The 13,353-nt window shown below is 49.5% G+C and carries 9 protein-coding genes and 1 riboswitch; of the genes, 4 read left to right on the top strand and 5 right to left on the bottom strand.

Going from position 1 to position 13,353, the window contains the following annotated elements; translation table 11 throughout:
- Positions 1 to 1,335, bottom strand: a 1,335-nt coding sequence (locus LLG09_00250) for an amidohydrolase family protein (protein MCE5195566.1), incomplete at its 3' end; no start/stop codon positions are given.
- Positions 1,336 to 1,350: 15 nt separating this feature from the next.
- Complete coding sequence (locus tag LLG09_00245) at positions 1,351 to 2,937, bottom strand: D-aminoacylase (GenBank protein ID MCE5195565.1); 1,587 nt, start codon at positions 2,935 to 2,937, stop codon at positions 1,351 to 1,353.
- Positions 2,938 to 3,111: 174 nt separating this feature from the next.
- Between LLG09_00245 and LLG09_00240 the strand changes: the two genes are divergently transcribed.
- Together LLG09_00240 and LLG09_00235 are read left to right on the top strand one after the other, a co-directional pair.
- On the top strand, positions 3,112 to 4,767 hold the full coding sequence (locus LLG09_00240; GenBank protein MCE5195564.1) for a M14 family metallopeptidase: 1,656 nt from the start codon (positions 3,112 to 3,114) through the stop codon (positions 4,765 to 4,767).
- Positions 4,768 to 4,845: 78 nt separating this feature from the next.
- Positions 4,846 to 5,394: a hypothetical protein gene (locus LLG09_00235; GenBank protein MCE5195563.1), complete on the top strand. Its 549-nt coding sequence runs from the start codon at positions 4,846 to 4,848 to the stop codon at positions 5,392 to 5,394.
- A 74-nt stretch (positions 5,395 to 5,468) separates the two neighbouring features.
- Here the strand turns inward: LLG09_00235 and LLG09_00230 are convergent, their stop codons facing one another.
- From LLG09_00230 to LLG09_00220, 3 genes are all read right to left on the bottom strand, one after another.
- The gene (locus LLG09_00230) at positions 5,469 to 6,122 is read right to left on the bottom strand and encodes a rhomboid family intramembrane serine protease (protein ID MCE5195562.1); all 654 of its coding nucleotides are present in this window, start codon (positions 6,120 to 6,122) and stop codon (positions 5,469 to 5,471) included.
- 179 nt (positions 6,123 to 6,301) lie between these two features.
- Entirely contained in the window at positions 6,302 to 8,188 is a 1,887-nt protein-coding gene (gene htpG / locus LLG09_00225) for a molecular chaperone HtpG (protein ID MCE5195561.1), read from the bottom strand.
- A 121-nt stretch (positions 8,189 to 8,309) separates the two neighbouring features.
- Positions 8,310 to 10,760 (bottom strand): diguanylate cyclase, encoded by a 2,451-nt coding sequence (locus LLG09_00220; GenBank protein ID MCE5195560.1) that lies wholly within the window; start codon positions 10,758 to 10,760, stop codon positions 8,310 to 8,312.
- A 524-nt stretch (positions 10,761 to 11,284) separates the two neighbouring features.
- Here LLG09_00220 and LLG09_00215 point away from each other — a divergent pair.
- Positions 11,285 to 12,154, top strand: a complete 870-nt coding sequence (locus tag LLG09_00215; GenBank protein MCE5195559.1) for a DegV family protein — start codon at positions 11,285 to 11,287, stop codon at positions 12,152 to 12,154.
- An 89-nt stretch (positions 12,155 to 12,243) separates the two neighbouring features.
- Positions 12,244 to 12,350: riboswitch (TPP riboswitch) on the top strand.
- Between the two features lie 99 nt (positions 12,351 to 12,449).
- Positions 12,450 to 13,353, top strand: a 904-nt coding sequence (gene cytX / locus LLG09_00210; GenBank protein ID MCE5195558.1) for a putative hydroxymethylpyrimidine transporter CytX, incomplete at its 3' end; no start/stop codon positions are given.

Genomic DNA, 13,353 nt, shown 5'->3' with positions numbered 1-13,353 from the left:
AATGCAGGTCGCCAGATCAAGCAGTTTTTCCTGCCGCACATACTTGGCGATCGTATCGGGATAGGTTTCATAATTGCGCGGATGCGCTTCCAGGAGATCAATCCGGCGCTCATCCACCACAAAGCTGTCGGTTCCAACCATGGAGCAGGGGTGTTTCAGGATACGGGCGATATCTTCCTCACCCATAATGCCGGCGGTTTTGACCTGACCTTCATTCTCCAGGAATAAGCGCAGCACCGTCTCGGCGTAATTGCACTGCCATTTTGCCATCACCTCGCCGAGATCGAGGCCCTCGAGGCCGGCGGTTGTCCGGCACCAGAGGATGCCATTGCCCAGCACCGATTGGTAGCGCACCGGATTGGCTGTTTCAAAAGCAGCCAATTCCGCAGCAACTTTCTGATAGATTTCCGGAGCTTTGATCGCTTGCAGCGCTGCTTCCAGGCCGTCTTGCAGCAGCCATGCCGGCATTTGCGTGGCAATGGGATAAATCTGCGTATAAGGATGCAGGTAAAGATCGGACAGGATATCAATGCCTTCTGCTCTGGCTGCTTCCATCATGGCGAGGCATTCCTTCGACTTGCCCCAATTGCGCTTGCCGCATACCTTCTGATGCGCAAGATGCGGTCTGGCGCCGCTTTGGCGGCCGACATCGATCAGATCGGCCAGCGACTGCTCTACCTGCAGATCCTGATTGTAGATATGGGAATCATATAAACCGTCGTATTTGGCTACCGGACGGCTGACTGCCACAATTTCCTCATGGCTTGCCAGAGAACCTGGCAGATAGCGGCGCCCGCTGGATAAGCCATAGGCGCCGTCCTGCATGGCCTGATCAATCATCTGACACATCCGCGCCAGTTCTTCCGCGCTGGGCTGAGCGGGGTTCATACCCATCACCTGATGACGGATCGTGCCCTGACCGATCAGCATGGCCAAATTGATGGCGATGCCATCCGCTTCCAATCGTTTGAAAAATTCATCCATCGTATGCCAGTCTACGTTTGTTTTCCGCTTTTTCTGTAATTCAAGCCGCGCTGCTTCGGTCAGCGGCGCTTCCGAACCGCCGCATTGACCTGCCAGGACAAAAGTAATGCCCTGACGGATGGCGCTTTCCGCCTTGGGATTGGCCAGAATAGAGCGATCGGCATGACTGTGCATATCCATAAAACCCGGGCTGACAATCAAGCCGCCCGCGTCTATTTCGCGTTCCGCTTTGCCGCTTAAGGGATAGCCGATGGCTGCAATTTTGCCGTCAGCGATCGCCAGATCCTGTTTCAGGCCGGGGGCACCGCTGCCATCCAGCACGAATCCGTTGCGAATGATCAAATCAAACATATCTCTGCCTCCTCTTTATTTGCCTTTGCGTAAAATCTTTCCCGCTTTGGCACCGGTGTGCCGGCCATCCCTGGCGGTCAGTACGCCGTTGACATAAACGCGTAAAATGCCTTGACAGGCTTGTTTGGGGTTGGTATAGGTTGGTGTGTCAATGATGGTCTGAGCATCAAATAAGACCAAATCCGCCCAGAACCCTGGTTTTAAGAGGCCTCTGTCCGGTAAGCCCATGCGCGCTGCCGGAAAACCGGTCATTTTCCAGACGGCTGTTTCCAGCGGAAAAAGTCCGCGTTCCCGGCAGTAGTGCCCCAGAACGCGCGGGAAGGTGCCGAAATTGCGCGGATGCGGAATATCACTGCCGCTCAAGGGCAGTGCGCTGCCATCGGAACCGATCATCACCAACGGGTGTTTCATGATCATTTCCACATCTTCTTCGCACATACCAAAAGTAATCTGATTGACGGTGCCTTTTTCCGCAATGATCAGATCGAGGACGGCATCGATTGGGTCCTTGCCCTGCAGCATGGCGATTTCTTCGATATTCTTACCGATCAGGTGTTTATTGGCTGCGCTGGGCAGATCTGCTATCACGATATCACTGAAGCGTCGCAGCGATTTTTTAAAATGAGCCAGTATTTCGGCGCGCATCCTGGCTCTGTCGCCTGGATCCTCCAGCCGCTTGATCATCTCATCCATACCGCCCACAAAAGCCCATTTCGGCAGCATCGAGGTCAGGGTCGTGGCAGAGGCAATATAGGGATATTGATCCAGGGTGATATCGATTCCTTCCCGGCGGGCAGCTTCAATACAGGCAAGCGTCGCATAACTGGAAATGCGCCAGTTTTTGCGGCCGGTGACTTTATGATGGACACATTGTACGGCAATGCCGGCGCGGCGGCCAACCTCGATCGTCTCCCGTACAGAATCAAGAATGTAGTCATTCTCATCGCGCATATGTGTTTCATAAAAACCCTTGTACGGCGCGATCGCTTTGGCAACTTCCGCCAATTCGTCCACATCGGCATAGCAACCGGGCGGATAGATCAGGCCGCTGGAAAGACCAAAAGCGCCTTGCTGCATGGATTCGGCGGTCAGTCGCTGCATCCGTGCCATCTCTTCAGCACTCGGTTTGCGGTCGTCAAAACCCATCACGGCCAAACGCACCGTGCCGTGACCGATCATGCCGCCGTAGTTGCAGCTGTAACCGGCCGCTTCCATCTGATCCAGATATTCGCCAAAGCTCTGCCAGGAAAATTCCATACCCGGATCCAAAAAACCGACATAGCGTTTCAGTAAGTCCAGTTTTTCCGGATTGACCGGAGCCGCGGAGAGTCCGCAGTCACCGCCCAGTTCGGTGGTCACCCCCTGCAGGATGCGGCTTTCCGCCAGTCCAACTTGGGTGATGGAAAAATCGGAATGAGAGTGAATATCGATAAATCCCGGAGCGAGTACCAAGCCGCTGGCATCAATGACTTCCCTGGCTTGCTCGGACGGAACATAACCGACCGCCACGATTTTTCCGTCTTTGACGGCTAAATCCCCCTTTTGCCAGGGTGCGCCGCTGCCATCCAGTAGACAGGCATTCTTAAACAATAAATCATACATCAAAAAGCCCCCTTCTTCTCAATTCAATCGGTGCCGGACTGAATTTGAATTAACCCTGCTGCCCTTTTCCACAAAACAGCCGCTGATTCCTTGTATTTTATTCAAATTGCAGAAAGGTTTTTTCCTTCAGATAGAGAAATGTTCTACTATCTAAATATGTGGAGGTGTTTTAAATTGGCGCGTAAAGTTCCCATTTCATTTGACCGTTACTACAAATACGACGAGATCATGCAATATCTCAATGATGTCGTCACCGCTTACCCTCAGCTGGCATCATTAGAAAGCATTGGCAAGAGCTATGAGAAGCGTGAGATTCCGGCTCTGACGCTCACCGACCGCAAAAGCGGCGCACCGGAAAACAAATCTGCGCTCTATGTGGAAGCGAACATTCACGCCGGAGAGGTCACCGGCAGTATGACCGCTCTCAATTTGATCGATCTCTTGCTGAGCGGCGCCGATGAGGATGTGAAAATCCAGCGTCTGCTGGAAAAATATACATTTTATATCCTGCCGCGTGTCAATCCGGACGGCGCGGAATATTATCTGACCACGCCGAACACCCTGCGCTCCTCCGTACGGCCATGGCCGGAACTTGACATGGAAAATCTGCCGGGGCTGCATCCTCAGGATATTGACGGTAATGGCATGATTCTGCAAATGCGTTTGCGCGATGACAAGCGCGGCGCCTGGAAAATCAGCAAACGTGATGCCCGTCTGCTGCTGCCCAGAGAGCCCTGGGACAGTGACGAAGCCTTCTATCGTCTGCTGCCGGAAGGTTTAATCAACAATTACAACGGCGAGCCGTTTGAAGTTGTGCGTTCCCCTTTCAATTTGGATATGAACCGCAACTTCCCTTCCAACTGGAATCCGGGCGTACAGGGCGGCGGCGATTATCCCACCAGCGAGCCGGAAGTCCGCGGCGTAGTGGAGTTTATTACCGCGCATCCCAATATCGCCCTGGCCAATTCCTATCATACCTCCGGCGGCATCTTCTTCCGCAATCCCTACCAATACGGTGATGAGGCGATTGACGCCATGGATTTGAAATGTATCCGTGCCGTTGCTGCCGAAGGGACCAAAGTCACCGGCTATCCGGATGTGAAATCCAGCAACCGCGCCTGCCTGCCGGAATGGCTGTATGAGCACAAAGGTGTGATCGGTTTTACTACCGAGCTCTGGGACAGAATCGGCCAGGCCGGGATCGACCGCGCCGCAGCGGCAAAAGCGGCTACCCCGGAAGAAAAAGAAGAAATTCAAATTCGCCTGCTGCAGTGGAATGACCGCGTTTTAGCCGGTGCCGGCTTCTGTAATTGGCAAACCTTTGCACATCCGCAGCTTGGCAGTGTCGAAATCGGCGGTTGGGATCCCAAATACAATCTGCAGAATCCCCCCACCTTCCTGTTGGCCGGTGAAACTTATAAGAACGCCTTATGGGCGATTCGGGAAGCGGCTTGTCTGCCCCATCTCTGCTTTGATGAAATCAAACAAGAAAAACTGGATGACAAGCTTTGGAAAATCACGGCTGCCGTGATCAATGATGGCTTCTTGCCGACCAATATCACCAACAAAGCCCTGAGCTTAAAAGCAGTCAAACCGGACTCTGTCAGTCTGGAAGGCGCCGAGATTCTCAACGGCAAAAAATCGATCCCGCTGGGAAACCTGCAGGGTTATGCCAACGCTCATTTCAGCGGCGGCTGGGGTCCTGCGGTTCCCACCAGTTTAGGCAAAGCCGCCTGGCTGGTCAAAGCTGCGGCTGGAGATCAAATCACCTTAACCGCCAGGAGCGTCCGCGGCGGCAAAGCTGTCAGCAGCTTCTATTTAAGCGAATGATCAGTTGATCTCATCATTCAGAAAAAGCCATGTTCCCCGGCATCAGTCCCACTTCCATATAAAAAAGGAGAAACTATCATGTTGTTTGAAAAACCGGGTAAACAGAACACCGAAGCGACCGTGCAGGCTGTGATTGCCAAGGCGCAGGCTTTGGGGATCAAACAGATTGTTGTCAGTTCATATACTGGTTATTCCGCCGCATTCTTTCTGCCTTATGCCAAAGAGTTTCAAATCTTCATCATCGGTGAAGTCAGTGGTTTTCATCCGGGGAAAGTCGCCATGTCAGAAGCAAAACATGCCGAATTTCGCGCTGCCGGAATGCAGGTCTATCACACCACGCACGTGCTCTCCGGCGCGGAACGCGGTATTTCTGCGCGCTTTCAGGGTGTTTATCCGGTTGAAATCATCGCGCACAGCCTGCGCATGTTGGGACAGGGCGTGAAAGTCTGCACAGAGATCAGCATCATGGCACTCGACGGCGGCTTAATTACTGAAGGTACTGATATCATTGCTGCCGGTGGGACCGGCGGTGGTTTGGATACGGCGCTCGTGATCAGACCCGCGCATGCGCAAAGAATCTTTGATACCAAGATTCAGGAGATCATTTGCAAACCTTATCTGGGATAACTGATTTTTTACTTTACAACCGAGGAAAAAACAAACCACCTTCGCTACCAAATCGAGGTGGTTTGTTTTTTTGCTTAATTCAATTGTTCAGTGGGGAAACCGCTAACCACCGGTTCCGTCGGTTTTTCGTTCGGCATGACGGTTGCTTCCGATGTGCCGGGCGGTTTGGGCTTTTTCGGCAGGAAAGCAAAGCCGCTGATGGCGCCAACCAGACCGCCGGCGATATGCGTGATTTGAGAAATGTTGTCTGTGATGGTGACCGCAGCATAAATTTCTCCGCCCAGATAAATGCCGCTGATGATCAAAAAGGTGAGGGGGATGCCGCCGCGTTCCAAACCCGTCATCGAACAGAGGATGATGAAGGCGAACACAATGCCGCTGGCTCCCAGCAAGGCGGTCTCAAAAAAGACCATCTGGACCAATCCTGTGACAATTGCCGTAATGAACATAATCAGAGATAAGCGCAGGCTGCCGTATTTTTCTTCCAGCATTGGACCGGTCAGCAGCAGCAGCATCATGTTGCTGCTCAAATGCGCCCAATCGGAATGACCGAAGGGATGACAGAATAAGCGCAAATAGGTCAACGGATCCGACCAGGAACTGCGGTAAACCGAAAAGACCAGACGATTGCTTTCGCCATTGGTCAGTCGATTCAAACCCAAAGCCATGAGAGCAAGCGCGACAAAGGTTAGCACCACCGGGGAATTGTAACGTATTTTTTTCAGCATCACTTTCCACCTCCCTGTTCATCCCATGGATCTGCAGGTTTTGCGCAGATCCACTGCAACTTTTTATTCCGATACGGATCATTGCCTGACGCACCGTCAGCAGCGGCACTGACCGCGGTCTTGGACGAAGCTGTCCTCAGCCAGAGCAGCTATGACCGAGGCTGCTCCGGAGCAACTGCCTATTTCTGTGAGATCATCAATTGCGAAATCGCATTGGAGAAAGCAACAGGATCTTCAATTGGCATGCCGGCAATCAGGAGCGCCTGATCATAGAGCAACTGGGCATACATGGCAATTTTTTCCGGTTGTTCCGCAACCGTCTGCGTCAGTACGGCAAATAGCGGGTGTTCGGCGTTGATCTCCAATACCCGTTCCGCTTTCACCTTCTGTTCCGCTGCTGGCATGGCGTTCAGTACCTTTTCCATCTCCAGCGATAATTCACCGTCGTTAACCAAACAGACCGGATGCTTTTTCAGACGGGCAGACAGACGGACCGCCTTGACTTTACCTTCCAGTGCTTTGCTCATCTCCTGCAAAAGCGCTTGATTGAGCTCCGTCTTTTTTTGAATCTCGGCTTTTTCCGCTTCGCTTTCCAAGCCCAGCTCACTGTCTGTCACCGATTTAAATTCCTTACCGTCATAAGTATGCAGGACTTTGATGGCAAATTCGTCGACTTCTTCTGTCATAGCAAGAATATCATAACCTTTTTCCCGGATGGCATCACTCTGCGGCAAAGCGGCGATTTTCGCCTCGGTCTCACCGCTGGCATAATAGATATGCTTCTGTTCTTCCGGCATCTTGGCGACATACTCTTGAAAGGAAATCAATTTGTTTTCCTTCAGGGAGTGGAAAAGAATCAAATCTTTCAGGTCGTCTTTATGCATACCGTAATCCGCATACATACCATATTTAAGCTGTAAGCCGAATCCCTTCCAGAATTTCTCGTATTTTGCTCTGTCCTCCTGCAACATCTTCATCAATTCGCTGCGCAGTTTTTTTTCGATATTCTTGGCAATCAGTTTGAGTTGCCGGTCATGCTGCAGCATTTCACGGGAAATGTTCAAAGAAAAATCTGCGGAATCCACAATTCCTCTGACAAAGCCAAAGTAATCGGGCAGCAACTCGCCGCAATTCTCCATAATCATGACACCATTGCAATAAAGTTGCAACCCTTTTTCGAAGTTCTTGGTATAATAACCAAACGGCGGTTCGGATGGCAGAAAGAGCAGCGCGTTGTAGGTAACGGAGCCTTCTACCTTGGTATTGATCACATGCAGCGGTTCGCGATAATCGCCGAACTTATCCATGTAAAAGCCGTTGTAATCCTCATCCTTTAAATCTTCTTTTTGTTTGCGCCAGATGGGAATCATACTGTTGATGGTCTTGATTTCTTTGACGGTTTCATACTCTTCCGGATTGTCTTTTTTAGGAACGGAAGTTTCCACTTCCATGCGGATCGGATAACGGATATAATCGGAGTATTTCCTGATCAAATCCGTTAAGGTATATTGTTCTAAATATTCGCTGTATTTCTCATCCTCGCTGTCCGGTCGCAGATAGAGGGTCACTTCTGTGCCGTGCGATTCCATATCGCAGGGCGTTAGAGTGTATCCATCCTCACCGGAAGATTCCCAACAATTTGCCGTTGACTGACCGTAGGCTTTGCTGCGGACCGTAATCTTGCTGCTGACCATAAAGGCAGAATAGAAACCAACGCCGAATTGACCGATCACATCGGTTTCCCCTTCAAAAGCCTTCCGGAAATCCAAGGTGCCGCTCTTGGCAATCGTGCCGAGATTGTCGATCAGCTCTTCTTCCGTCATACCGCAGCCATTATCACGGATAGTCAGCGTTCGTTCGGCCTTGTTCACAGTCAAATCGATTTTTAACTCGTCGCGGCTGATCTTTTCTTTGCCTTCCGCTATTTCTTTCAGATAAAGCTTATCCAGCGCATCGCTCGCATTTGAGATCAGTTCACGCAGGAAAACTTCCTTATGCGTATAGATGGAATTAATCATCAATTCCATCAGACGTTTTGACTCGGTTTTAAACTCTCTCTTGGCCATGATAATCACCTCAATTTTAATCTCGTTAGCACTCTGTCACGTCGAGTGCTAACAATCGAATTATAAAACTTTCTTCCGCAAAATGCAAGCCTTCGGCGGAATTATTTCTGCCGCAGACCGCTTATGAATTCACTTCCGTTGCCTGAAGCAAGACCTGATCGATAAATACTCTGGCGATGTTGGGATCAAATTGCGTCCCTGCCGATTTTTCGATTTCGGCAATTGCCTCTGCCCGGCTCCTGGCTTTGCGATAAACCCGATCCTCTGTCATCGCATCATAAGCATCAACCACTGCGATCAGCCGCGCCGGCAGAGGAATTGCTTCTCCGACCAAACCCTGCGGATAACCTTTGCCATCCCAACGTTCGTGATGGGAACGGATGATGTCTTTGACCGCTGCAAATTGGGGCACAGATTGCGCAATGCGGTAGCCCACATCCGGATGCTGTTTCATCAACTGCCACTCCTCATCATTCAGCTGACCCGGTTTGTTGAGAATACTGAAATCGATATTGATTTTGCCGATATCATGCAGCGCGGAAGCCAAAGCCAATGTGTCCAGATCGTTCAAAGGCATCGAGAGCTGGCGGCCAAGCTCTGTCGCCATGCGCGCCATTCGCTCGGCGTGTTCCTGCGTTTCATTACTTTTTTCATGCAGGGCAGACATCAGTGTAACCAACAGTTTACTGTGAATACCGGATTGGGCCAACAGCTTCCGGTTGTACAGATATTCTTCGGCGATTTTTAAAATATCATCCAAAGACTGCGTGCTCGTGGTTTTACTGGCATAGGCGGCTGCGGTGCTGGCATAGTACTGATGTTGGGCCGGTTCGGTTTCCAGGATGGCGATCGCTTTGATCATTTTTTCATAAACGGTTACTACTGTCTCCGCATCCGTCTCGGGCAGAATAATATAAAAATCATCGCCTGCCACTCTGATGATGAGATCCGACGGACGGCAACACTCCTGCAGTTTTTGGACCAGAGCCAGAAGCAACGCATCGCCTTCTTCATGGCCGTACGCGTCGTTGATTTGTTTTAAGCCGTTGATGTCACACACTATCAGGGAAACCGGCAACGCATTGGTCCTTTCCAGACGCATTTTTTCCTTTTCGAAATAAGCCCTGTTGTAGACGCCTGTCAATGCATCATGGTCGCTGAGATATTGTATTTCCGCCTCTCTCCGTTTGCGCTCCGTACTATCGTGCCCGACTCCAACTACCCCCTGGATTTTTCCCGTTTCATCATAATAGGGGCTTTGCAATAACTCAATGCTGCTCTGCCTGCCTTGCGCATCCATGCAGTCGCTTTCGCAGAGAGTCGTTTTTTGTTCCGTTATTGCCGCCTCCTCATAGAGACTGAACGCTTTCACCCGGGAAACCTCAAAGATCTCAGCGGGCTTCTTACCGATAATTTCTTTTTCAGTCAAACCGCAAAATCGTGCAAATGCTTTATTGCAACCAAGATAAACATGATTCAAATCTTTGTAGTAAATCCACTCGGCAGTGGAAGCAAACAAAGACTGCAGTAAAGACAATTCCGTTTTATGCTGATGATACAAAACACGATAATCCTCCAGAGCGGTTTCTCTTTGCTTTTTGGCAGTGACCGTTTCCGTAATTTCCTTGAGGAAATAGGCATAAGCATGCTCACCGAAAAGTTCTTTTTCAGCCAGACTGAGGAGGGACAGCTGCAGCCAAATCAGCGAACCATCCGCTCTGAGGACTCTCTTTTCCACAACATATTCATGAATCGCAGCTGTCAGATGATTTTTCAACTGAGCCGGCGTTTCCGCAGCATCTCCCGCCGGAGACAGATTGATCCAACCCTGCTGATCAATATCCTGCTTTGATCTGCCCAGAATTTTTTCGCAAAGCGGATTACAATAAAGAAAGTGATCTTCCACCTCAATGGCAATCCCAATCGGAGCAGTATGAAAGAGAGCGCGAAAGCGCAGTTCGCTCTCGGTAACTTTTTTCCGGGATAAGCGAAACGATTTCTGTGCTGTGATCATCGTGCCGGCTATCGAAATAGAAAGCGGATAAACCAACAACATCGGCAGGGCAAAGCTGCTCAGCAAATCTTTCAGCACGGCAGCCGGGAAAACAGCAAAACACAGCAAATTCGAAAACGATAACAACAAACCGAAGAGGTAAAAATCAAAACAGACGACGGTTTTTCCCGACAAAAGCCGCTTTCCCAGATAGTGCTGCCAGATTAAACCTATTGCGGCGGCAACGAACAGCATCAGGATAGCGGCCGGCGCTGCCGGGCCACCCAAAAGCAGGAGAAAAGCGCTGAGCAACAAAACTGTGACGGCGGCCGGTATAATACCTAAAAAAAGCGCTGTTAAACCTGCAACGCAGAACTTGGCATCCATTCCATACACAGGATTGAAATGCGACATACTCCTGATCATTATGATAGCGAAGATGACCGGCACAATGCCCAAAACGATTTCAAAACCCAGAGATTTTTTACGGTAGTTCTCCAGCGGAGCTAAATAAAAGGCAGCGCAGACTATTAAAATCGCTGCATTGACAATCAGATGCTCCATGATTTCCTGATTCATGCGCTCACCTTTACACTTTCCTCTATGATCCTGTCAGCCGATTAATTTAATAAGGATTTCATCCAGCTTTTTACTGCTGCAATTCTTCCGTTTGTCATAGCAAACCACGCTGCTGCGCTGATTTCAAGCATTTATGCTTCAGGTCACAAGCAAAGCGAATCATCCTGACTTTCCCAGTATACAACAAATTATGCTCGATTCGCAAGAGTAAATCTTTAAAATTAGTATGTTAGTAGCGAACACATCAGTAATAATAATAGCTGTTATCCTGAATATGTAAAATTATTTACACATTATACCATACTTTTTACCATCTCCGACAAAGCAAAGATATAATTAACCGGAAAAGACCTATTGTTCGCAGGTCCGTTTTTCCTGACCTTGACTTTCCGGCTAAAATGTGATACATTTTTAAAGAAGTAAAAGATACTTGGCAGATTTACCCGACCGAACGGAATATCGCAATGAGTTTCCATATCAAAACCGGTCACCCGATCCTATCCGATCTTAGTAGGAGGTAAACCATGGATAACTTCGTCATTCTGACAGACTCATGTTGTGATCTTCCTGCCGCATTGGCAGCAGAATGGAAGGTTGAGGCAATTCCGCTTGCTTTAACCATCGCAGGGAAGACCTACCGGAATTTTCTGGATGAGAGAGAAATCAGCTATCACGATTTTTATCAATTTCTGAGAGAACAACAATCCATCCTGACCACCGCGCCAAACATCGATGATTTCATCAGTTATATGAAACCCCACTTGGAAAAAGGCGAAGATATTCTCTACCTTGGTTTTTCTTCGGCTCTGAGCGCTTCCTATAATGTTGGAACCGTGGCGGCGAAAGAATTGTCCGAACAATATCCCCAACGCAAAATTATGACCGTTGACAGCCTGAGCGCGTCTCTTGGACAAGGGTTGCTCGTTTCGCTCATGGTAGCAGAACAACAAAAAGGTCATTCGATCGAAGAAGTCGCTGCATTTGCCGAAAAAATGAAATATCATATCTGTCATTGGTTTATGGTGGAGGATTTGAATCACCTGAAACGCGGCGGCAGAATCCCAGCCACTACAGCGATGGTTGGTACAATTCTCAATATCAAACCGATTCTGCATTTTGATAACGAAGGCAAAATGATCAGTATGGAAAATGGTCACGGCAGAAACAAATCGATCAAACGTCTGGCTGAGATTGTTCTGGCAAAAGCAAATAATCTGAGTGAACAGACTGTTTACATCTCGCATGTCGACTGTTTTGCAGATGCCGAACGCCTGGAACAGCTATTAAAAGAACTCGGCGTTAAAAAAACTATGATTCATCCCGTAGGACCGGTGATCGGCGCGCACACGGGGCCAGGCACTATGGCAGTCTTCTTTATTGGAGATCAACGCTAAAAACCATAACAAATCCGCTTGACTTTGCTTGTAATTTGACGGAAGACAATTTGACAAATCATTATATTTCTGTTATACTGCGCTTAATTTCATAATAACAGGGGAGCTTGTCAGCAGGCTGAGAGGAAGTAATCGAACTTCGACCCTTATACCTGATTTGGATAATGCCAACGGAGGAAGTGATAACTGCTTACTTTAGCATGGATATACCAGTCGGTATATCCTTTTTTTATGCTCTGTTCCGTTTTTATGCTCTGTTCCGGATTCATCTATTTTCTGTAAGGAGACTTCTGTGATGGAAAACAAAAACACTTCTACCTTCAGCCATGGATTGCTCTGGTTTGGCGCCGCAATTTCCTTAGCTGAAATTATGACCGGGACGCTGCTGGCGCCTTTGGGTTGGCGGCAGGGACTTGCCGCTATCCTCAGCGGGCATCTGCTTGGCTGTCTGCTTTTATACCTGGCCGGATTGATCGGCGCTCAAACCGGGCGCAGCGCGATGGAAACGGTGAAACTCTCCTTTGGGAAAAAAGGTTCGCTGCTTTTCGCCAGCCTGAACATTTTGCAGCTGATCGGTTGGACTGCCGTAATGATTTACAGCGGAGCCAATGCAGCCAGTACGATTTTCCTGCATGCCCCGGGCTGGGTCTGGAGCCTGCTGATCTGCGGCTTCCTGATTCTCTGGCTGCTGATCGGGATGAAAAGCTTGCATTGGCTGAATGCGATTGCCATGACCGGTTTGTTTGTTTTGAGTATCCTGCTCAGCGTTTTAATTTTCCGGGGTCGGGCGACGTCTGTTCTCAGCAGCGGTATCCGCTTTGGCGCCGCGGTCGAATTATCGGCAGCCATGCCGCTCTCCTGGCTGCCGCTGATTTCAGATTATACCAGCACTGCCCGCCATCCCAAAGCGGCAACTCTGGTCAGCGCCGTCGTTTACTTTTTTACCAGTTCCTGGATGTATCTGATTGGCATGGCAGCTGCCATCCTGACCGAAGAGTCCGATATCACGGTCATCCTGATCAAAGCCGGATTCGGTTTGGCAGGACTGTTCATTGTGATTTTTTCTACCGTCACTACTACGTTTTTGGATGTCTATTCCGCCGGTGTCAGTGCCTTCAGTATTACGAAACGTTGGTCTGTCAAGCAGACTGCCATCGCAGTCTGTTTGATCGGCACTCTGCTGGCAATTTTTACTCCGG

The sequence above is a fragment of the Negativicutes bacterium genome (genome assembly GCA_021372785.1).
In the GTDB taxonomy this organism is placed as follows: domain Bacteria; phylum Bacillota; class JAAYKD01; order JAAYKD01; family JAAYKD01; genus JAJFTT01.
This window is presented reverse-complemented; position numbering and strand designations above follow the sequence as displayed.

What these genes read in the sequence shown, in the direction of transcription:
- LLG09_00245 (MCE5195565.1), bottom strand. Translation starts at nt 2,937, where the DNA reads ATGTATGATTTATTGTTTAAGAATGCCTGTCTACTGGATGGCAGCGGC.
- LLG09_00235 (MCE5195563.1), top strand. Translation starts at nt 4,846, where the DNA reads ATGTTGTTTGAAAAACCGGGTAAACAGAACACCGAAGCGACCGTGCAG.
- LLG09_00230 (MCE5195562.1), bottom strand. Translation starts at nt 6,122, where the DNA reads ATGCTGAAAAAAATACGTTACAATTCCCCGGTGGTGCTAACCTTTGTC.
- htpG (MCE5195561.1), bottom strand. Translation starts at nt 8,188, where the DNA reads ATGGCCAAGAGAGAGTTTAAAACCGAGTCAAAACGTCTGATGGAATTG.
- LLG09_00220 (MCE5195560.1), bottom strand. Translation starts at nt 10,760, where the DNA reads ATGAATCAGGAAATCATGGAGCATCTGATTGTCAATGCAGCGATTTTA.
- LLG09_00215 (MCE5195559.1), top strand. Translation starts at nt 11,285, where the DNA reads ATGGATAACTTCGTCATTCTGACAGACTCATGTTGTGATCTTCCTGCC.